This is a genomic window from Streptomyces sp. NBC_00620 (assembly GCF_026341825.1).
GTDB lineage: Bacteria > Actinomycetota > Actinomycetes > Streptomycetales > Streptomycetaceae > Streptomyces.
This window is the reverse complement of the sequence record NZ_JAPENY010000002.1, coordinates 34,219-53,620: the sequence shown is the minus strand read 5'-3', so window position 1 is coordinate 53,620 and position 19,402 is coordinate 34,219. Positions and strand designations below refer to the sequence as shown.

At 71.2% G+C, this 19,402-nt stretch carries 17 protein-coding genes; 8 read left to right on the top strand and 9 right to left on the bottom strand.

What is annotated here, in order from left to right:
- Positions 1-106: 106 nt before the first annotated feature.
- Both OG246_RS19435 and OG246_RS19430 read right to left on the bottom strand, forming a co-directional pair.
- The gene (locus OG246_RS19435) at positions 107-1,288 is read right to left on the bottom strand and encodes a serine hydrolase (protein WP_266464640.1); all 1,182 of its coding nucleotides are present in this window, start codon (positions 1,286-1,288) and stop codon (positions 107-109) included.
- Positions 1,234-2,562, bottom strand: a complete 1,329-nt coding sequence (locus OG246_RS19430) for a multidrug effflux MFS transporter (protein ID WP_266464638.1) — start codon at positions 2,560-2,562, stop codon at positions 1,234-1,236. Before OG246_RS19430 ends, OG246_RS19435 begins: the two co-directional genes overlap by 55 nt.
- A 92-nt stretch (positions 2,563-2,654) precedes the next feature.
- Here OG246_RS19430 and OG246_RS19425 point away from each other — a divergent pair, with 92 nt between their 5' ends.
- Positions 2,655-3,656, top strand: coding sequence for a Gfo/Idh/MocA family protein (locus OG246_RS19425; RefSeq protein ID WP_266464636.1), 1,002 nt, complete (start codon positions 2,655-2,657; stop codon positions 3,654-3,656).
- Between the two features lie 19 nt (positions 3,657-3,675).
- Here the strand turns inward: OG246_RS19425 and OG246_RS19420 are convergent, their stop codons facing one another.
- Positions 3,676-5,322: an alkaline phosphatase gene (locus OG246_RS19420; RefSeq protein WP_266464633.1), complete on the bottom strand. Its 1,647-nt coding sequence runs from the start codon at positions 5,320-5,322 to the stop codon at positions 3,676-3,678.
- A gap of 145 nt (positions 5,323-5,467) precedes the next feature.
- On the opposite strand from OG246_RS19420, the gene OG246_RS19415 reads away from it, so the two are divergent.
- Complete coding sequence (locus OG246_RS19415; protein WP_266464630.1) at positions 5,468-6,226, top strand: SDR family oxidoreductase; 759 nt, start codon at positions 5,468-5,470, stop codon at positions 6,224-6,226.
- 291 nt (positions 6,227-6,517) lie between these two features.
- On the opposite strand, the gene OG246_RS19410 is transcribed toward OG246_RS19415, so the two are convergent.
- Positions 6,518-7,666 (bottom strand): D-alanyl-D-alanine carboxypeptidase family protein, encoded by a 1,149-nt coding sequence (locus OG246_RS19410; protein WP_266464626.1) that lies wholly within the window; start codon positions 7,664-7,666, stop codon positions 6,518-6,520.
- Positions 7,667-8,086: 420 nt separating this feature from the next.
- On the opposite strand from OG246_RS19410, the gene OG246_RS19405 reads away from it, so the two are divergent.
- Together OG246_RS19405 and OG246_RS19400 are read left to right on the top strand one after the other, a co-directional pair.
- Positions 8,087-9,541: an ABC transporter permease gene (locus tag OG246_RS19405; protein ID WP_266464622.1), complete on the top strand. Its 1,455-nt coding sequence runs from the start codon at positions 8,087-8,089 to the stop codon at positions 9,539-9,541.
- A 108-nt stretch (positions 9,542-9,649) separates the two neighbouring features.
- The gene (locus tag OG246_RS19400) at positions 9,650-10,372 is read left to right on the top strand and encodes an ABC transporter ATP-binding protein (RefSeq protein ID WP_266464618.1); all 723 of its coding nucleotides are present in this window, start codon (positions 9,650-9,652) and stop codon (positions 10,370-10,372) included.
- Positions 10,373-10,396: 24 nt separating this feature from the next.
- On the opposite strand, the gene OG246_RS19395 is transcribed toward OG246_RS19400, so the two are convergent.
- Both OG246_RS19395 and OG246_RS19390 read right to left on the bottom strand, forming a co-directional pair.
- Positions 10,397-11,401 carry an aldo/keto reductase gene (locus tag OG246_RS19395; RefSeq protein ID WP_266464615.1) on the bottom strand — a complete coding sequence of 335 codons (1,005 nt, stop codon included), beginning with the start codon at positions 11,399-11,401 and terminating at the stop codon, positions 10,397-10,399.
- Between the two features lie 61 nt (positions 11,402-11,462).
- Entirely contained in the window at positions 11,463-11,789 is a 327-nt protein-coding gene (locus OG246_RS19390) for a nuclear transport factor 2 family protein (RefSeq protein WP_266464612.1), read from the bottom strand.
- A gap of 151 nt (positions 11,790-11,940) precedes the next feature.
- Here OG246_RS19390 and OG246_RS19385 point away from each other — a divergent pair, with 151 nt between their 5' ends.
- On the top strand, positions 11,941-12,513 hold the full coding sequence (locus OG246_RS19385) for a DoxX family protein (RefSeq protein ID WP_266464608.1): 573 nt from the start codon (positions 11,941-11,943) through the stop codon (positions 12,511-12,513).
- A 74-nt stretch (positions 12,514-12,587) separates the two neighbouring features.
- Entirely contained in the window at positions 12,588-12,935 is a 348-nt protein-coding gene (locus tag OG246_RS19380; protein WP_266464605.1) for a MazG-like family protein, read from the top strand.
- Between the two features lie 13 nt (positions 12,936-12,948).
- Here OG246_RS19380 and OG246_RS19375 read toward each other — a convergent pair whose 3' ends face one another.
- The 3 genes from OG246_RS19375 to OG246_RS19365 all read right to left on the bottom strand — a co-directional run bounded on the left by OG246_RS19375 (position 12,949) and on the right by OG246_RS19365 (position 16,388).
- Positions 12,949-14,646 carry a thiamine pyrophosphate-dependent enzyme gene (locus OG246_RS19375; protein ID WP_266464601.1) on the bottom strand — a complete coding sequence of 566 codons (1,698 nt, stop codon included), beginning with the start codon at positions 14,644-14,646 and terminating at the stop codon, positions 12,949-12,951.
- Entirely contained in the window at positions 14,643-15,473 is an 831-nt protein-coding gene (locus OG246_RS19370) for a FadR/GntR family transcriptional regulator (protein ID WP_266464597.1), read from the bottom strand. Before OG246_RS19370 ends, OG246_RS19375 begins: the two co-directional genes overlap by 4 nt.
- Before the next feature lie 156 nt (positions 15,474-15,629).
- On the bottom strand, positions 15,630-16,388 hold the full coding sequence (locus OG246_RS19365) for an SDR family NAD(P)-dependent oxidoreductase (RefSeq protein ID WP_266464592.1): 759 nt from the start codon (positions 16,386-16,388) through the stop codon (positions 15,630-15,632).
- Between the two features lie 264 nt (positions 16,389-16,652).
- Here OG246_RS19365 and OG246_RS19360 point away from each other — a divergent pair, with 264 nt between their 5' ends.
- Complete coding sequence (locus OG246_RS19360; RefSeq protein WP_266464589.1) at positions 16,653-17,504, top strand: hypothetical protein; 852 nt, start codon at positions 16,653-16,655, stop codon at positions 17,502-17,504.
- Positions 17,505-18,330: 826 nt separating this feature from the next.
- Complete coding sequence (locus tag OG246_RS19355) at positions 18,331-19,278, top strand: fumarylacetoacetate hydrolase family protein (protein ID WP_266464584.1); 948 nt, start codon at positions 18,331-18,333, stop codon at positions 19,276-19,278.
- Positions 19,279-19,402 lie beyond the last annotated feature (124 nt).

Sequence of the window (19,402 nt, the reverse complement as noted above, 5' to 3'; positions counted from 1 at the left end):
CCCACTGTCGGCCTGGACGGCCTCGTCCTCAAACGCCGGACGGGCTGAAACCGGGCGTAGCCCGGAAGCAAGGGACGGGTAGGGGCGGAGGGGGCGAAGAAACGCCTCAAGTCCCCCGCACCGCCCGCGCAACCCGAGTCCCCACCGCCGCCCTTGGCGCGCTGTCGGCGGCCCGGCGCCGCGGATGCACCGTATTCGCCAGCAGCACCACGAACGTGTCCGTCGCCGGATCCAGCACCAACGACGTCCCCGTGAACCCCGTGTGCCCCGCCGCACCACGCCCCGCGAGCCCGCCCATGAACCAGGCCTGGTCGAGGGCGAAGCCGAGACCGGGCGGGGTGAGCATGAGTTCGACGAAGTCGGGGCCGAGGATGCGGGCGGGGCCGTAGGAGCCGCCCGCGAGGAGGGTGCGGCAGAAGACGGCGAGGTCGCGGCCCGTGGAGAAGAGGCCGGCATGACCGGCCACACCCCCGAGGGCCCAGGCGTTCTCGTCGTGGACGACACCACGGAGCATGCCCCGGTCGGCCTTGGCCCACGGCCACCGCTGATCCTCCGTCGCCGCGGCCCCCGGACACGGCCCGAAGCGGGTGGCCGTCATCCCGAGCGGCCGGGTGATCCCGTCACGCACGAGGACGTCAAGGGCTCGCCCGGTGGTGCGCTCAAGGACGTACTGGAGGAGGAGCAGATTCACGTCCGAGTAGACGTACTCCCCCGGCTCCGACACGGGCGCCTCCGCACGGAGCATCGTGAGCCGCGCCCGGTCGTCCGGGCAGTCGTACAGCGGGAGTTCGGGCCGCAGCCCGGAGGTGTGGGTGAGCAACTGCCGTACGGTGATGCCGTGTTCGGCGGCCGCCCGGAAGTCCGGCAGATACGCGCCGACCCGCGCGTCGATGCCGAGCGTGCCCCGCTCCAGCTGCTGCACCGCGGCGACCGCCGTGAACAGCTTGGTGAGGGAGGCGAGGTCGAAGGGGGTGTGGGCGGTCATGGGAACCCGTGCCCCGGGCGGCAGTTCGACCCCCGTGTCCGTCTCCTGGTCGTAGGAGGCGTAGCGGACCGCCCACCCCGCGGCCTCCTCGACGGCGATGACCGGGCCGCGCCCGGCGACCAGCACGGCGCCCGCGGCCCAGGGGTCCGCCCCGCCCGTGAGGGCGTGGACCTCCCGTACGAGATGCTTCAGTTCTCCGGGGTCGAGCCCGGCCCGTTCCGGTGTGTCGATGCGCAGTCTCGGTGCGCTCAGCTGTCCGCCGCCTTTCCGTCCGATGTGCGTCTTCCCTGCCAGGGACGGCACAGTCCCACGAAGCAGGCGGCCGCCACCAGTACTGCGGCCAGTTGGACGACGGCCATCGGGACGGCGGTGCGCTCCCCGGCGATGCCGACGAGGGGTGAGGCGATCGCGCCGACGAGGAAGGAGGAGGTGCCCAGGAGCGCGGAAGCGGAACCCGCGGCGTGCCGGACGCGCATCAGCGCGAGTGCCTGGGTGTTGGGCAGGGCCACGCCCATCGCGGACATCAGCACGAACAGCGCGGCGGCGACCGGAACGAGCCCGGCCTCGCCGAGGACGCCGGTGGACATCAGCAGCAGCGCGGTCGCGGCGAGCGTGATGACCGCGAGGCCGACGGCGAGAACCTTGTCGAGACCGACCCGGCCGACCAGGATCTTGCCGTTGATCTGGCCGACGATCACCAGGCCGACGGAGTTGACGCCGAAGAGCAGGCTGAAGGTCTGCGGGGAGGCGCCGTAGATCTCCTGGATCACGAAGGGCGAGGCGGATATGTACGCGAACAGCGCGGCGAAGGTGAACCCGCCGGTGAGCATGTAGCCCGCGAAGATCCGGTCGGCGAGCAGTCCGCGCATCGCGCGCAGCGCCTCGCCCACGCCGCCGCTGTGCCGCTCACCGGGCGGGAGGGTCTCGGGCAGCCGGAACCAGACGACCGCGGTGAGCGCGATGCCGACCACCGTGAGGACCATGAACACGCCCCGCCAGTCGGTGACGCGCAGGACCTGCCCGCCGATGAGCGGCGCGATGATCGGGGCGACGCCGGAGACCAGCATGAGCGTGGAGAAGAAGCGGGCCATCGCCATGCCGTCGTGCAGATCGCGTACGACCGCCCGCGCGATGACGATTCCGGCCGCGCCCGCGAGGCCCTGGGCCAGGCGGAAGGCGACGAGGGTTTCGATGTTCGGGGCGACGGCGCAGAGGGCGGTGGCGACGATGTAGCCGAGCAGGCCCACGAGCAGTGGCCTGCGCCGCCCCCACCTGTCGCTCATCGGGCCGACGACCAGCTGTCCGAACGCCATGCCCGCGAGGCAGGCGGTGAGGGTGAGCTGCACGGTCGCGGCGGGGGCGTGCAGGGAGTTCGTGACCTCCGGCAGCGCCGGGAGGTACATGTCCATCGCGAGCGGGGGTGTGGCGGCGAGCCCGCCGAGGATCAGGGTGACGAGGAGTCCGGTGCGGCGGAGGGCGGCGGTGTCCCGTACGCCCGGCGGTACGGCTACCGCCGTCTTCGCTATGTCGCCCCCCGGGCTCTCCTGGTCCCGCGTGGTACGGCCACGCTCGGGCATGTGCCCCTCCCTCTCCGAGTAATCCGCCACCTATGCTCTCAGTTCGAACAGAGTGTTCGGGGTCACAGAGGTCACAGAGCGAGGGACCGGGGATGGCAGTGGATCGCGTGCGGTGGGGGATTCTGGCGACGGGCGGGATCGCTGCGGCGTTCACGGCGGACCTGGTGGACATGGCGGACGCCGAGGTGGTGGCCGTGGCCTCGCGGACGGACGCCTCGGCGAAGGCGTTCGCGGAACGGTTCGGGATACCGAAGGCGTACGGGGACTGGGCGTCGCTCGCCGAGGACGCGGACGTCGACATCGTGTACGTCGCCACTCCGCACTCGGCGCACCGGGCCGCGGCCGGGATGTGTCTGGAGGCGGGGCGCCATGTGCTGTGCGAGAAGGCGTTCACGCTGAACTCGGGCGAGGCGGAGGAGCTGGTCGCGCTCGCGCGGCGGCACGACCGGTTCTTGATGGAGGCCATGTGGATGTACTGCAATCCCGTCATCCGGCGGCTCAAGGCGCTCGTCGACGACGGTGTGATCGGTGACGTGCGCACGGTGCAGGCCGACTTCGGGCTGGCGGGGCCGTTCCCGCCCTCGCACCGGTTGCGTGACCCGGCGCAGGGTGGCGGCGCGCTTCTCGATCTCGGTGTCTACCCGGTGTCGTTCGCGCAGCTGCTGCTCGGGGAGCCCACGGACGTCTCCGCGAGAGCGGTGCTCTCCGACGAGGGCGTTGATCTCCAGACGGGTGCACTGCTCTCCTGGGAGAGCGGTGCTCTCGCTTCGGTGCACTGCTCCATTCACGGCGGCACCCCCGTCGCCGCCTCGGTCACCGGCTCCGCGGGCCGCATCGACATCCCGGACGGTTTCTTCTTCGCGGACCGTTTCGTCCTGCACCGCGACGGCCGCGAACCCGAGGAGTTCACTGCCGAGCCGACGCACGGCCCCCGCAACAGCCTCAGGCACGAGGCCGCCGAGGTCATGCGAGCCCTGCGCGCCGGCGAGACCGAGTCCCCGCTCGTCCCCCTCGACGGCACCCTCGCCGTGATGCGGACGCTCGACACGATCCGGGACCGCATCGGCGTCCGCTATCCCAGCGAGACCGACTAGGACAGGTCCTAGCAGCGCCTCAGGCCGGCTTCAACCCCTGGTCGCCCACCTCCGTCACGAACGAAGCCGCCGTCGTGATCGGAGCTCCCGGCGTGGTCACGGCCGTCACCGTCTTGAAGTCGGCCCGCGCAAGCTCCCGCCCCAGCTCGACCGTCACATAGCCGCGCCGCCCGTTGTAGAGCTTCATGTGCGGGTTGGCTCCCGTGTACGTGTCCCAGGTCGAGGGCTTGTCGGCGCCGTCGCGGCCGCTCGAGATCGACGTGGCGACGATCTCCGTGCCGAGGGTGCTGGAAGCGGGGTCGTCGAAGTCGTCCTTGATGTCGTAGGCGTACGCGACATGCACGTCGCCGGTGAGGACCATCAGGTTCTCGATCCCGGCGGACTTGGCCCCGTCGAGGATCCGGCGGCGCGAGGCCCGGTAGCCGTCCCAGGAGTCCATCGACAGCCGTGCCGGGTTCGTGAGGTCGAGCTTGCGCTGCGCGAAGTTCACCTGCTGCGGGACGACGTTCCACAGGGCCCGTGAGCCGCGCCAGCCGTCGAGCAGCCACCGCTCCTGCGTCTCGCCGGTCATCGTGCGCGCCGGGTCGTCGATCTCGGGGCCCGGCAGGTCGAGGCCGTCGCCGTACGCCTGGTCGGAGCGGTACTGCCGGGTGTCCAGGATGTCGAACTGGGCGAGCCGGCCCCAGCGCAGCCGCCGGTACAGCTGCATGTCGGGCCCTTCCGGCTGCTGCGGGCGGCGCAGCGGCTGGTTCTCCCAGTACGCGCGGTACGCGGCGGCGCGGCGCAGCAGGAACTCCTCCGGCGGCAGGTCGTTCTCGGGGATGTCGTCGGCGTAGTTGTTCTCGGTCTCGTGGTCGTCCCAGGTGACGACGAAGGGGTGCGCGGCGTGCGCGGCGCGCAGATCGGGGTCGGACTTGTAGAGGGCGTACCGCAGGCGGTAGTCCTCCAGGTTCACGGTCTCGTGGTTGAAGAGGTCGGGGAGCACCCGGTCGGTGTAGTTCCGGTAGCCGCCGACGGAGTTGACCGCGTACTCGTACAGGTAGTCGCCGAGGTGAAAGACCACGTCGACGTCGTCCTCGGCGAGATGGCCGTACGCGGTGAAGTAGCCGTCGGTGTAGGCCTGGCAGGAGACGGCGGCGAACTTGAGGCCGGACACCTGGGCGTGGGTGGCGGGCACGGTGCGGGTGCGGCCGGTCTCGCTGATCCAACTGCCCGCCTTGAAGCGGTAGTAGAAGACCCGGTCGGCGGCGAGGTGGCCGACCTCGACGTGCACGGTGTGGTCGAACTCGGGGTGTGCGGTGGCCGTGCCGCGCCTGACGATCCGGCGGAACCGGTCGTCGTGGGCCAACTCCCAGTGCACGGTGACGCGTTCGGCGGGCAGCCCGCCGTCGGCCTGGTACGGCACCGGGGCGAGCCGCGTCCACAGGAGGACGGAGCCGGGCTGCGGGTCGCCCGAGGCGACGCCGAGCGTGAAGGGGTCTTCGGTGATCTTCGCCGCGTCGAGTTCGGCGGCGCTCGCCACGCCCGCGGTCGGCAGGTTGACGGCGAAGGCGAGCGCGGCGGCCGCGCCGGTGGCGGTGAGGAAGCGGCGGCGCCCGATGTGACGGGCGACGGCGCGGAGTTCGGGGGCGTGCGGAGACGGATGCTTGTGGGCTGCGGGTGTCATCTTGGCCCTCCCCTGACAGTTGTGGTGCCTGTCATTGGAGTGGCCGGGGTCAACGTGGGATTGGCGCGTACACAACAGCCAGATGGCGGACTGATGAGTTCCGCAAGGCGGACCCCACCGGAAGCCTCACGTACGCTGCGGGGCCATGAATGCCATGCAAACGAAGATCGCGGTGGTGACCGGGGCGGGCTCCGGCATCGGCCGCGCGGTGGCGGTGGAACTGCTGCGCACCGGCTGGTCGGTGGCGCTCGCCGGACGCCGGCCCCAGACCCTGGAGGAGACGGCCGCCCTCGCCCCCGAGGGACCCTCGATCGCCGTACGGACCGATGTCTCGCGCCCCGATGACGTCGACGCCCTCTTCGCGGCCGTACACGACCGCTTCGGGCGGCTCGACCTGCTCTTCAACAACGCCGGCAGGTTCGGCCCCGGCGGCGTTCCGCTCGAAGAGCTGCCGTACGAGGCCTGGCGGCACGTCGTGGACACCAACCTCAACGGCGCGTTCCTGTGCGCGCAGGCGGCGTACCGGCGGATGAAGGAGCAGGACCCGCAGGGCGGCCGGATCATCAACAACGGTTCGATCTCCGCGCACACGCCCCGCCCGCACTCCATCGCGTACACGGCGACCAAGCACGCGCTGACCGGCCTGACCAAGTCGCTGTCCCTGGACGGGCGTCCGTACCGGATCGCCTGCGGTCAGATCGACATCGGCAACGCGGCGACCGACATGACCGAGCGCATGCGAACCGGAACCCTCCAGGCGAACGGGGAGACAGCGGTCGAACCGGTGATGGACGTGGCCGATGTGGCGCGCACGGTGCGGCACATGGCGGAGCTGCCCCTGGAGGCGAACGTGCAGTTCGCGACGGTCCTCGCGACGGCGATGCCGTACGTGGGACGCGGCTGAAAAGTCCACCCCTCGTCCCGCACCCGCCTCGTCAACTCCTCAACTTGCACAAACGGAAGCTGAACCTCCGGACCATAAAGCCCGGTAGCGGGCTTATGCTCAACATCTCCTCCATCAGAGCTTCACACTTGGAGCACGAGACTTCGGTACGGCCACGGTGCACACCACGGACCATACCGAGGGGGGAGGAGCAGCCGTCCGCGGCCCGGGATGGGGGCGGACCTCGCGCGGGACCGCGGGGTATGCACCGGTCCGCGGACGGCTGCACCACAAAGGACCCCTCCGCGTCCGTCAGCGGCGATGACTGCCTCCCCCGGAACCGCGTCCACGACTGCGACTGCGCACGGCGAGCGCGCCCGCGAGCAGCACGACGGCTCCCCCGGCCCCTCCGGCCATCCCCCACGAGGACTGCTCCGCCTTGCTGGAAGCGGAAGCACCGGCCGCCCCCTTCCGCGTGGGCGTCACGCTCGCTCCGCCCCCCTCACTGAGCGGTTCGACCAGCGTGCCCACGGACTTCGCCCCGGCCCCTTTCCCGAACCCCCAGTCGAGCAGCGCGGCCGTCTCCTCGTAGACGCCGCTGCCGCCGCTCTCCGGGTGCAGCACCGTGACGAGGAGGGTCCGCCCGTCGCGGGTCGCCGCGCCGGTGAAGGTGTTGCCCGCGTTGCTCGTGTAACCGTTCTTGACACCGATCAGGCCGTCGTACGCCGCCACGCCGTACGCGCCCGTCAGCAGGCGGTCGGTGTTCTGGATCTGGAAGGTCTTCTTGCCGCCGGCCGGGAAGTCGGCGGTCTTCGTCGAGCAGTAGGCGCGGAAGTCGGTGTCGGCGAGGCCGTGCCGGGCGAAGAGGGTCAGGTCGTACGCGGAGGACAGCTGACCCTCGTGGTCGAAGCCGTCGGGGCTGACCACCTTGGTGTCCAGGGCCTGCAGATCCTCGGCCCTGGCCTGCATCTGCGCGACCGTCTCGTCGAGACCGCCGTTCATGTGACTGAGCACGTGCACCGCGTCGTTGCCGGAGCGCAGGAAGACGCCGAGCCACAACTCCTCGACGGTGTACGTGGTTCCGGCCTGGATGCCGACGAGGCTGGAGCCCGAGGGAATCCCCGCCAGGTCGGCGGCGGTCACCGTGCGCTTCTCGGTCCGCTCGAACTTCTCGAGGACCGTGTCCGCGAACAGCATCTTCAGGGTGGACGCGGGCGCGAGGCGCCGGTGCGCGTTGTACGAGGCGAGCACCTCGCCGCTGTCGTGGTCCGCGACGAGCCAGGAGCGGGCGGTGAGGCCCCTGGGCAGGCCCGAGGCGCCGCTCACCTGGACGCCGGTGCGGGCGAGCCGCTCACCGCCGATCGTGGTGGCCGCCGAGGCGGGGGCGGCGGCGGTCAGCGGGACGGCGGCCGCGGCAAGGCCGAGGGCGGCACGACGGGAGAGCCGGGTGGAATCACGCATCCCGGGACCGTACAAAGGCAGTCTGTGACACCGGACGGCGGGGTGACAAAGGAAATCCACTGCGCTTCCAAAGAAACCGCAAAGGCAGCGGGTGGGAACGCGGCAGCGGCGGCACCCGGCACCATGCGAAAAGAGCGCGGGCCCATGCGGAAATGGCACGGACCCGCCCCGTACGCCCATCCACCGTCCCACCGGGAGATACGCACCGGGCGGGCCCGCTGTTCTTCACCAAGAACCCACTCAACAGTCACTACCTGGCATTAAGCCCTAGGGAACTTAGGAATCAGCTGTCTGATGGAACATTTATAACGGGCCTCACTTTCTCAGCCCTTACACATCACTTACTCAGCCCGACTCAAAGGTTTCTCCATAGCTTGTGGCCGCGCCCACAGCGGGCGCCAAGAACCTTTGAGGAACGGGATGTTTGGCATCTATCTCAAGCGTGAGCTGAGCCGGCGCAAGAAGGCGGCCCTGGTCATCGCCCTGGGTCTGGCGCTCGGTATTGCGCTGGTCATCACCGTCAACTCGGTGTCGGCCGGCATGACACAGGCCCAGGACAAGGTCCTGAAGTCGCTGTACGGGCTCGGCACCGACATGACCGTCACCAAGGCACAGGCAGCACCCACGGACAGCGAGTCGGGCAGGCCCCGGTTCGAGTTCGACGCGGGCTCCGACAGCGACGACACCCAGAGCTCGGACCGCGTGATGACGCAGGGCGGGCAGGCGCTGAAGGCCTCGCTCGTCACCGACGTCGCCAAGCAGACGGGCGTGGCGAGCGCGGTCGGCGCGCTGAGCCTGAACGTCACCAAGGTCGACGGTTCCTTCACCCAGGGCACGGCGGAGTCCTCGGACTCCGGCTCCTCGCAGCAGGGCGGCCCGGGCGGCGGCCAGTCCACCGGCCAGCCGCGTGTGCAGGGCGGCGGCGCCAACTTCGACGTCAACTCGTACACCGTCGCGGGCGTCGACGTCACCAACCAGGGCCTCGGCCCGCTCGCCACGTCGAAGATCACCACGGGCAAGACCTTCACGACCGCGCAGACCAACTCGAAGGTCGCGGTGGTCAGCGCCTCGTACGCCAAGGAGAACGAGCTCACGATCGCCAAGACGATCACGATCTCCGACACCAAGTACGACATCATCGGCATCGCGACTCCCGACAGCAGCGAGTCGACCACCGACGTCTACCTGCCGCTGAAGCAGGCGCAGACGCTGGGTGACTCGGCCGACCAGGTCACCACGATCTACGTCACGGCGACCGACTCGAAGCAGATCGACACGGTCAAGGCGACCATCCAGAAGAACATCTCGGGTACGACGGTCACCACCTCCGCCGACCTCGCGGACACCGTCTCGGGTTCGCTGTCCACGGCCTCCAACCTCGCGACCAGCGTGGGCAAGTGGCTGTCCATCGCGGTGCTCATCGCCGCGTTCCTGGTGGCGGCGCTGCTCACCTCCTCCGCCGTCTCCCGCCGGGTGCGTGAGTTCGGCACCCTCAAGGCGCTCGGCTGGCCGTCCCGCAAGGTCACCCGGCAGGTCGTCGGCGAGTCCATCGTGAACGGTCTGATCGGCGGCGCGCTCGGCATCGGCATCGGTCTCGCCGCGGCGTACACGGTGACGGCGATCAGCCCGACGCTGACCGCGGAGCTCGGCTCCACGGCGAGCGCGGGTGGCGGCGGCGGTCGCATGGGCGGCGGTGGCCCCGGCCAGCAGGCGGCGTCCAGCACCATGGACATCGCGCTCTCCGCTCCGGTCTCGCTGACCACCATCGCGCTCGCGGCGGGCCTGGCCATCGCGGGCGGTCTGATCGCCGGTGCGATGGGCGGCTGGCGCGCCTCCCGGATGCGCCCGGCGGACGCGCTGCGCAGCGTCCAGTAACCCGCCCTCGGGCCACCTCCCCCGAGCTGGGGCGCCGCGTCCGTTCCCCCCGGGTCGCGGCGCCCCACCCCCCTTTCCTTCTTCACCTGCTTCATCTTCGGAGAACTCATGTACAAGCTCACTGGCGTCACCAAGCGCTACACGCGGGGCAAGGAGACCGTGGAGGCGCTGCGTGGCATCGACCTCACCATCGAGGACGGCGACCAGCTCGTCATCCAGGGCCCCACGGGCGGCGGCAAGTCGACGCTGCTGCAGATGATCGGCGGTCTCGACCGCCCCTCCTCCGGCAGCGTCGAGCTGGACGGCGTGAACCTCGCCGAGATCAGCGAGGCCAAGCTGACCCGGCTGCGCGCCGAGAAGATCGGCATCATCTTCCAGTCGTTCAACCTCATCCCGACGCTGACCGCGCAGGAGAACGTCGAGACGGCGCTCGTACCGCTCGGTGTGAAGCCCAAGGAGCGGCGCGAGCGGGCCGCCGAGGCACTGGCCTCCGTCGCCCTCGGCGACCGCCTCACGCACGCACCTGCCGAGCTGTCCGGCGGCCAGCAGCAGCGTGTCGCCATCGCGCGCGCCCTGGTCAAGAAGCCGAAGGTGCTCCTCGCCGACGAGCCGACCGGCAACCTCGACGAGGGCACCCGCGACGACATCATGGGCCTGCTCGAAGGCCTGTGGCACGAGTACGGGCTGACCTTCATCATGGTCACCCACGACTCGTCCATCGCCCGCCGCGCGCCCCGCCTCGCGACCATCAAGAAGGGGCAGATCACGTTGAAGGAGCAGAACGGTGGCACGGTGCGCCGCGCCCCCGCTCCTCAGCAGTTCGCCCAGTAGTCCCGCAGCGGACCTTCGGGCCGCTCACCGTCCCAGAACGCGGTCGACCTCGGTCAACTGCTCGGCGGTGAGCGGCCCTTCGGCGATCGCGCCCGCGTTCTCCTCGGCCTGGGCGACCGAGCGGAACCCGGGGATCGGGACGGTGCGCGGGCTGCGCGCCCACAGCCAGGCCAGCGCGCCCTGCGCGAGGGTACGGCCGTTGCTGGTGAGGATGTCCCTGAGGGCGTCGACCCTGCCGAGCCACTCCGGGTCGGCTCCACTGCTCTCGGTGAAGCCCGGCAGCCAGGCGGGCGGCGCGTTGCGGATGTCCCCCGCTTCGAGGGCGCGCCCCGCCGCGTGCTTCCCGGTCAGCAGACCCATCGCGAGGGGACTGCGGTTGATGCTCGCGAGCTCCGATTCCTCGCAGAGCGCGAGGAGTTCGGGCGCGTCCTGGAGGATGTTCAGGCGGTGCTGTACGGCCGCACAGTGCTCGCCCGCCGCGAAGACCGCCGCACGCTCGGGGTCGTCGGTGCTCCAGGCGTAGGCGCGGATGAGCCCTTCCCGTACGAACTCCTCGCAGGTGTCGCGGAGTTGGGCCGCACGGTCCGGGTCGGCGTCGGAGATGTGCAGCTGGTACAGGTCGATGTAATCCGTGTCCAGGCGGCGCAGTGACGCGGTCAGCGCGCGGCGGGCGTACGCCGACGAGTCGTCGCTGCCGAGCGCGATGCGGCGCTCCTCGTCGATCACGTTGCCCCACTTGGTGGCGACGACCACGTCGCCGCGGCGCTTGCCGAGGGCGCGTGCGAGGACCCGCTCGCTGTGCCCGGTGCCGTACGCGTCGGCGGTGTCGAAGAACGTCACGCCGAGGTCGAGGGCGCGGCGTACGGCCCGTACGGACTCCTCGTCGTCGACCTTGCCCCAGCCCAGGGGCTGCCCGTCGGAGGTCGCCCACTCGCCGCCGATGGCCCAGCAGCCGAAGCCGAGGGCGCTCACTTCGATGCCGCTGCGGCCCAGTGTCCTGGTCCCGTTGGTGTGCTCGGTGTTCTCCATGCCTCTGGACGCTAGGAGTTGGAGTGCACACGAAGGCAAGGCCTTTACGGTGGGCGGTGCTTCAGGCCTGGCCCGTTTCGAAGCGGGAGATCTTGCCACCGTCGTCGACCGTGAAGCTCCACTTCGTCTTCATCTCGCCCCAGGTGTCGTTGCTGTAGTGGGCGATGAGGGAGCGGCCGCCGTTGGACTCGTTGTCGACGTCCATGTGGCCGTGGGAGGAGAAGATCTCCCGGTCGGTCCAGTCGGCGAGGTCACGGTCGGAGCCGTCGTCGGACATGGTGGCGCCGGGGGCGAGGAGGGCTTGGAAGGCGTCAAGGTCGTGGGCGTTCACAGCGGTGACGAACGCCCGGACGGCCGGGTCGCTGAGTTTGGCTACCTGAATCGTCATGCCAGACAGAGTCACACCGCTCCCCCGGGCCCGCCACCCGAACGGCCGCGCGGGCGCGTGGGGTGGGGTGATCGGTGCGACGGTGGAAGTCCCTTCACTCCGTCTGTTCACCTCCGTCCGTCTGTTCACTCCGTCCGTTCCGGGAGTCACCGTGACCTGTTTCGACCGACGCGATCTGGGACTGCTGCTGCTCCGTCTGGGCACGGGCGGGGTGCTGGCCGCGCACGGGGCGCAGAAGCTGTTCGGCTGGTTCGGCGGGGGCGGGCTCGAAGACACCGGGGCGGCCATGGAGTCCATGGGCTACGCGCCGGGAAAGGCGAGTGCGACGGCGGCGGGCCTCTCCGAGGCTGGCGGCGGCGTGCTGCTGGCACTGGGCCTCGCGACACCCGCCGCCGGGGCGGCGGCGGCCGGCGCGATGGCAGGCGCGGCGGCGGTGCATGCGCCGAACGGGTTCTTCGCGCACGGCGGCGGCTACGAGTACGCGGCGAGCCTCGGCCTGACGGCGGCGGGCCTCGCCGTGACCGGCCCCGGCCGGCTCTCCCTCGACCATGTGCTGGGGCACGCGGTGAACCGCGGCTGGATGGTGCCGACGGCGCTGGGCGTGACGGCGGCGGTCACGGCGGTGGTCGTGGGGGCGCGGAACCAGCGGGTGCGGAAGATCGCGGAGGGCGAGCAGGAGTCGCTGTTCGACGAGGAGGCGTTCAGCCAGCAACTGGACGAGTAGGTGCCCCGCGGCAGCGGACTCGTGGTCGACGAGCAGGTGTCCGGCCGCCGTCCCGGGGATGGGAGGCTGCTCCCATGGCTGACAACCGCGCTGACGAGTACGACGTCTGGGACACGATCGACCGGCTGCACGCCTGGCTGGACGCCAACCAGGCGCACACCGGACGCGAGTTGCTCCTCCTGCGCATGCTGAAACTCTCCGAGGAGGTCGGCGAGGTCGCGCAGGCGGTGATCGGCGCGACCGGCCAGAACCCCCGCAAGGGCACGAGCCACACCTGGGACGACGTCCGGTCCGAACTCTGCGACGTCGCGATCACCGCCCTGGTCGCCCTGCGCACCCTGGCCCCGGACGCCCGCGAGGTGTTCACTACCCACCTGTCCGGCGTCGAGGAACGCTCACTCGGCCCGGCGCGAACTCCCTGAGCGGCGGCGGACGTCAGGGCCTGAACTCGCCGTCCGCGGAGACCGCGACCTCGAGGACGAGGGGTTCCGTGCGGTCGGCCAGGGTGGGGCAGAGCACGTCGAGCGTCTCGCACAGGTCCGGGTAGTTGTCGATCCGGCGGACCGGGCAACCGAGGGACTCGGCGAGGCCTGCCACGTCGACCTCCTCGAAGGCGGGCCACGGCGGCTTGCCGCCCTGCTGGTCCGCGAGCCGGTCCATCACCGCGTAGCGGCCGTTGGCGAGGACGACGAAGACGGCGCCGACGCCGTAGTGGGCGGCGGTCCACAGGGACTGGACCTGGTAGAGCGAGGATCCGTCACCGACGACGGCGACCACCGGGCGGCGCGGCTGCCCCATGCGCACCCCGATCGCGGCCGGCATCGCGAAGCCGAGTCCGCCCATGGCGGCGCTGAGGAAGCCGAGCGGCCGTCGGGCGGGCAGCAGCGCGTGCAGGTCGGGGCGGGAGGAGGGGGTCTCCTCCACGATCACGGTGTCCGCGGGCAGGCGCCGCGCGAGCGCCGCCAGTACGTGGGCTGGGCTCAACTGCTCCCCGGGGGCGGGGGGTTCGGGGTGCGGAGTACGCGAGGCCGGCTCCGACGTCGGGGGCCGGGGCGGGGTGCGGCGGGCGAGCCGGTCGCAGAAGTCCGGCAGCGCGGCGACCACCGCGAGTTCGGCGGGAGCGCGCTGCGCCTCGGCCGGGTCCTCGGTGACGACGACCACTCGGGCGCCGGTCAACTCCCCCGGCGTATACGGGTATTGGCGCAGGAACGGCGCGCCCACGCAGAGCACCAGGTCGTACGGGGCGAGCGCGGCGCGCAGTCTCGGGCGGTCGGCGGGCAGGTGCCCGGCGAACAGCCGGTGGTCCTGCGGGAATCCGGCCCGCGCCCCGAAGGGCTCCTGCCACACCGGGCAGTCGAGCCGCTCGGCGAGCGAGCTGAGCGCGGTCCAGGTCCCGTCGTTGTCCGCGCCCGCTCCGACGACGAGGGCCGGCGCGGTGGCCCCGGCCAGCAGCGCGGCGACCTCGGCGACGACCGACGCGTCCGCCGACGCCGCCCGGCGCAGCACGGCGGGTGCGGGAACCGGCAGATCCTCGGCCGGCTCCGCCCAGTCGTTCATGGGTACGAGGACCAGCGCGGGCCCCCTCCCCTCGCGGGCGGCGTGCACGGCCCGGCCGATGGCGCCGGGCACGTCCTGGGCGCGTACCGGCGACTCCACCCGGACCGGGTAGTCCCCGGCCAGGCCGTGCAACTGCCCGGCGAGGAACGGCTCCTGGGCGAGGTGCCTGCGATCCTGCTGGCCCACGAGGACCACCAGAGGTGCCCGGTTGACACGGGCGGTGGCCAGCGCGCCCACCGCGTTGCCGAGGCCCGCCGTCGTGTGCAGCAGCACCAGCGCCGGCTCCTCGCGCGCCAGCGCCCAGCCGGTGGCCGCGCCCACCACCGAGCCCTCGTGCAGGGCGAGTACGAACTCCAGGTCCGCGGGCAGGTCGGTGAGCAGGGACACCTCCGTCGAGCCCGGATTGGCGAAGAGGGTGGTCAGCCCGTGCAGACGCAGCACGTCGAAGGCGGCGTCGCGGACGGTGCGGGTTGCGGGTGCGCTCGCGCCAACGGCCGCTACTCCAACGGCACTTGTCCCGACAGCCCTGGTCTCGAGCACGGTCGCCTCCGCGCTCGTCTCCACTGCTCGTGTCACGACAAGGTGCTCCTTCGGTTCGCGACCTGGCCGCCCAGCCCGACGTTGGCCCGCAGCCACGCGATCAGGGCCTCGGTGACACCGGCCTCGGATGCGGCGGCCTCCCCTCCCTTGCGGACGGAGATGATCCGTTCGACCACGTGCCGGTGGTATTCGCGGACCGTGGCGGCGGCGACGGCGGGATCGCGGCCGGCGACGGCGTCCACGATCCTCAGCCGCTCCGGCTGGAGGGCGCCCGCGACCTGTCCCCAGTCCCCGCCCTTGCCGCCGGACAGCTTGACCGCCAGCCCGACCTGGACCTCGGTGATGAACCGGGACAGTGCCGCCAGGAGCGGGTTGTGGGAGATGTCGGAGAGGGTGGCGAAGAAGTGCTGGAGCGCTGCGGCGGAGCGTTCGACGTCCTCGGCCGCCGCAGTGCCCTCGGCCGCCTCCCGCAGTCGGGCGATCTCTTCGTCGGAGGCGTGCTCGGCGGCGAGTTCGGCGGCGTACGCGTTGAGCACGCTGAGCAGGCCAAGCACCTCACGGGCGCCGACCTTCTCGAACTGGACGACGGAGGCGATGGACATGGCGAGCAGGGTGTCGCCCTGCGCGTTGACCGTCGCCCGGCTGCCGTTGCGGGTGGTGACCAGACCCATCGCGGTCAGTACGCGGATCGCCTCACGGATGGTGGGGGCGCTGACGTCGTACGACGCGGCCAGCTCCCGTTCGGAGGGCAGCCGCGCGCCGTCCGGCAGGGCACCGGTGAGGATCTGCTCGCGGAGGTCCTCGACGATCTGGTCGGCCACCCGGCCGCGGTAGAGCTTCGCGGGGGTATGAGGCACGGACATGACACTCCCAAGGGGGTTCCTGGACCTCGCCCCCCGAACCTCCATGGCCCGGGGACCTCGATGGCCCATCCAACAAGAAAGCTAACCTACTAGGTAGGTTGAATCAAGGCTTTCAGGATTCCTCCAAGGCGTCTGCAAGGCTCCTTCAGGACTCCTTCAGCGCTCCGACTCGCTGGGACGGATGAGCAGTTCGCTCACGGCGGCATGCGCGGGGCGCGTCACGACGTACTCGACGGCGTCGGCGACATCCATGACACTCAGGCGTTCATAGGCGCCTGTCCTGCCGGCGAATTCCTGCCGGATCCGCGGCGGGAACAGCTCGGTTTCCACCGCGGAGGGCTCAAGGACCGAGACGCGGACCCGGCGGCCCGCCACCTCCTGGCGCAGCGCCTCGGTGTACGCGTTGAGCCCGTACTTGCTCGCGTTGTACACGCCCGTGGTCTTGTGCACGACGCGCCCCGCCACCGAGCTGACATTGACCAGGTCGGCGACCCGACGGGGCTCACCGGCGGCCGCGTGGACCAGGTGCGGCAGGGCGGCATGCGCGCAGTACAGGCTGCCGAGCAGGTTCACCCCCACCACGCGCTCGAACTCCGCGGGCGAGGAGTCCATCAGCGGGCCCCGCTGGGGCACGCCGGCGTTGTTGACGAGGATGTCGAGCCGCCCCCACGCCTCCACGGCGCACTCCACCGCCGCGCGGGCCTGTTCCGCGTCGGTCACATCGGCCGGCACCGACAGCGCCCGCCCTCCCGCCGCCGTCAGCTCCGCGGCCAGCGCGGCGAGCCGGTCCTCGCGCCGGGCCACCAGCGCGACGGCCGAGCCCCGCGCCGCCAGGACGCGCGCCACGGCGGCACCTATCCCGCTCGAAGCCCCGGTCACCACGGTGACGGTCCCCTTGAGATCAACCTCGGCCACGGCTCACTCCTTCGGGTTCGTTCCCTCGATTCGAGCGATTCGAGGAAAAGCTCACCACCTACCTTGACACAAACCTACCAAGAAGGTTTCTTGGTTGTAGTGACGACCGGATGTCACCTGGAAAGCGCGCCGCAGTGGGACCCGCGGATGCGCCGACGGACCCGGACGGTCACGGCCACGAACACAGTCATCAGCCCATCGGCGCGAAGCCGCCCCGGACACACCGGCCGCGCACGGCTCGCATCGGATTACGGAGGACCCGCGATGAAGATCGCTCCGTTCGACGAGAACGCGTTCAAGATGGACCACCCCAGGGGGACGGTCTCGTTCAACTACCTGCTCATGGGCGACCGGAGCAGGCCCATGGACAACTACCGCTACATCCTGGGCCGTCAGGAGGCCGACTTCCTGATGCCCCGGCACTGCCACACCTTCGAGCAGATCCGGCTGCCGCTGGTCGGCGACATGAACCTGGGCGAGCAGGGCATCCTGCGCGAGGGCGAGGTCGGCTACTTCCCCGAGGGCCAGACCTACGGCCCCCAGGACGACCCGCTGACCGACCCCAAGCAGCTGCAGCTCGTGCTCCAGTTCGCCGGCGCCTCCGCACTGGGCATGGGCGCGGGCCGGGGACGCGGCCCGGACAACAAGGAGGCCCAGGCCGAACAGCGCGCGGTGCGCGAGCAGCGGTTCCCCAAGCCGCGCTACAACGGCGTGGTCATCAGCAACCCGGACCACCTCAACTGGCTGCCGCTGGCAGGCTGGCCGGGCGTCAAGCGCAAGCCCGTCGGCACCTACACCGAGCGGGAGTTCTGGATCGAGTTCCTCAAGATCGACGCCGGCGCCGAATGGGTGTCGCAGAGCGAGGACGCCCGCCGCCTGACAGTCATGCTGTCCGGCGCGGGCACCATCGAGGACACCTCGGTCGCCAAGCTGGGTGCGGTGGACGCCGACCCTGGGGAGAAGGTCCGCTTCACGGCGACCGAGGAGCTGATCCTCTTCACCGTCGGCCTGCCCCCGATCCAGCAGCCCGTCGAGCCCGACGACGACAAGTTCGTCACCTCCCTCACCGACGGCGGCATCCGGTTCGAGAACGCGAAGGACGCAGCCGACGGCTGAGCAGGGTCGTGGGGCCGACGCGGGGCGAGCGCGAAGGGCCTGCGCGGGCACCGGTCGGGGCAGTGACCGCGGGGCCGACCGAGCGAACAAGGGGCTGCACGGGCCGAAATGGATCGGCACGCCGATCCGGCCGAGCACCGGCCGTACGCCGACACCGGCCGCGCTCGGTCCCGGCCCCACTCGGTCCCCGGCCGACACGGTCAGGAGACGGCCGTACGCGGTGACTCCGGTGGCCGTGGCCCTACACCGATACGGGCTGATCACAGCCGTACGCCTGAACCAGCTGGTCGGCGAGCCGCACGATCCCGCCCGCGGGGCACAGCCGCCCGGATGCCGACGCCGCCCCGGCCCCACTCCCCGCGCCGTGCGGCTCGTCAGCCGACAGTTCCCTGGGGCCAGGGGCTCGCCGACCGGCAGCTCCCCAGGCCGAGCGACTCGCGACCGGAAGGTCCCCGCGCCAAGCGGCTCGTCAGCCAGCAGTTCCCCGGGCCAAGCGGCTCGCCGAACGGCAGTTGCCTTGGCGGGCGGCTCGCCGACCGGCAGCTCCCCGGACGGGCGGCCACCGGAGCTGGCGGCTTCCTCACCGACAACTCCGCCGACCCCACTCGCGTACGGCCCCCCGGGCCCGAGCGTCTCCCAGAGCAGGCGGGGCTCGGGCCGACCCCCTTCCCGAGTCCCGCCGCCGGATCACCCCCGTCCCCGCGGTCTCCGGCCCGGCCCTCCGGTCACCCCGACCCCGACCCCGACCCCGGACGGATCACCCCCGCGAGCCCCATCCCCGTAGACCAAACCCACCCACCGCACCCGCACCCACGGAGAGCCCCCCGTGAAACTCGCCACCCGGCGGACCCCCTTCGGCGACCGCCTCTGCTTCGCCGAAGTCATCCCCCACCAACTCATCGACGTCCAGGCCGCGTTCGTACGACGGCTGGAGAGCCTGGGCGTCCACCGGGACGACGCCCTGGCCCGCTCCCGCCTCGACGTACCCGGTGACCTGCCCGCGCTCCTCCAGGCGGACCCCGAACTCACCGCCGTACGGGCGGTGTTCGACTGGGCCGTCGACCACGCCGACACCGGCGAGCTGCACGAGGACTGCCTCTGGTCCGACGAGGCCGGACGGCTCGGCCCAGCGACCGGACGGCCGCAGACCGTCTGGTGCGTGCAGGTCAACTACCCGCGTCGGCGGCCAGAGGACGAGCCGCCCGGGTCGCAGGACCGGCCGAAGCCGGCGCTCCGGGGATTCCTGAAGGCCATCGGCTCGCTGGCGGGCCCGCACGACGAACTCCGGTGTCCGGTCATCGCCGAGAAGGTCGACCCGGAGCTGGAGTTGGCCGTCGTCATCGGCCGCCGCTCGCGTCGGCTCACCCCCGAGAACGCCATGCGGGCCGTGGCCGGCTACGTCGGCTTCTGCGACACGGGCTCGCGGGACGTCTCCGAGCTGGACAGCAACCGTCTGGACCGCGCCCAGGGTTTCGACAGCTACGGAATCACCGGGCCCTGGTTCGTCACGGCCGACGAGATCCCCGACCCGCACGACCTGCGCATCCGCTCCTGGATCAACGGCGAGCTGCGCCAGGACGGCAGCACCGCCGAGATGTTCCATTCCGTTCCCGAGCAACTGGCCTGGCTCACCGCCGCACTCACCCTGGTGCCCGGCGACGTGCTCTCGACCGGAACACCGCTCCGCCACGGCCTCGTACGGCCGGGCGACGTGCTCCGAGGCGAGGTCGAAGGACTCGGAGTCATCGAGAACAAAGTCGTCCTCGACGACTGAGTCACTCAACCACTCAACCACTGAGCCGATGAGCCAATGAGCCGCTCAGCCACTCAACCACTGAGCCGCCAAGCGGCTGAACCACCAAGCGGCTGAGCCACTCACCCACCGAGCCACCGGAGGT

What these genes read in the sequence shown, in the direction of transcription:
- OG246_RS19360 (WP_266464589.1), top strand. Translation starts at nt 16,653, where the DNA reads ATGAAGATCGCTCCGTTCGACGAGAACGCGTTCAAGATGGACCACCCC.
- OG246_RS19415 (WP_266464630.1), top strand. Translation starts at nt 5,468, where the DNA reads ATGAATGCCATGCAAACGAAGATCGCGGTGGTGACCGGGGCGGGCTCC.
- OG246_RS19430 (WP_266464638.1), bottom strand. Translation starts at nt 2,562, where the DNA reads ATGCCCGAGCGTGGCCGTACCACGCGGGACCAGGAGAGCCCGGGGGGC.
- OG246_RS19395 (WP_266464615.1), bottom strand. Translation starts at nt 11,401, where the DNA reads ATGGAGAACACCGAGCACACCAACGGGACCAGGACACTGGGCCGCAGC.
- OG246_RS19425 (WP_266464636.1), top strand. Translation starts at nt 2,655, where the DNA reads ATGGCAGTGGATCGCGTGCGGTGGGGGATTCTGGCGACGGGCGGGATC.
- OG246_RS19390 (WP_266464612.1), bottom strand. Translation starts at nt 11,789, where the DNA reads ATGACGATTCAGGTAGCCAAACTCAGCGACCCGGCCGTCCGGGCGTTC.
- OG246_RS19405 (WP_266464622.1), top strand. Translation starts at nt 8,087, where the DNA reads ATGTTTGGCATCTATCTCAAGCGTGAGCTGAGCCGGCGCAAGAAGGCG.
- OG246_RS19400 (WP_266464618.1), top strand. Translation starts at nt 9,650, where the DNA reads ATGTACAAGCTCACTGGCGTCACCAAGCGCTACACGCGGGGCAAGGAG.
- OG246_RS19370 (WP_266464597.1), bottom strand. Translation starts at nt 15,473, where the DNA reads ATGTCCGTGCCTCATACCCCCGCGAAGCTCTACCGCGGCCGGGTGGCC.
- OG246_RS19380 (WP_266464605.1), top strand. Translation starts at nt 12,588, where the DNA reads ATGGCTGACAACCGCGCTGACGAGTACGACGTCTGGGACACGATCGAC.
- OG246_RS19410 (WP_266464626.1), bottom strand. Translation starts at nt 7,666, where the DNA reads ATGCGTGATTCCACCCGGCTCTCCCGTCGTGCCGCCCTCGGCCTTGCC.
- OG246_RS19420 (WP_266464633.1), bottom strand. Translation starts at nt 5,322, where the DNA reads ATGACACCCGCAGCCCACAAGCATCCGTCTCCGCACGCCCCCGAACTC.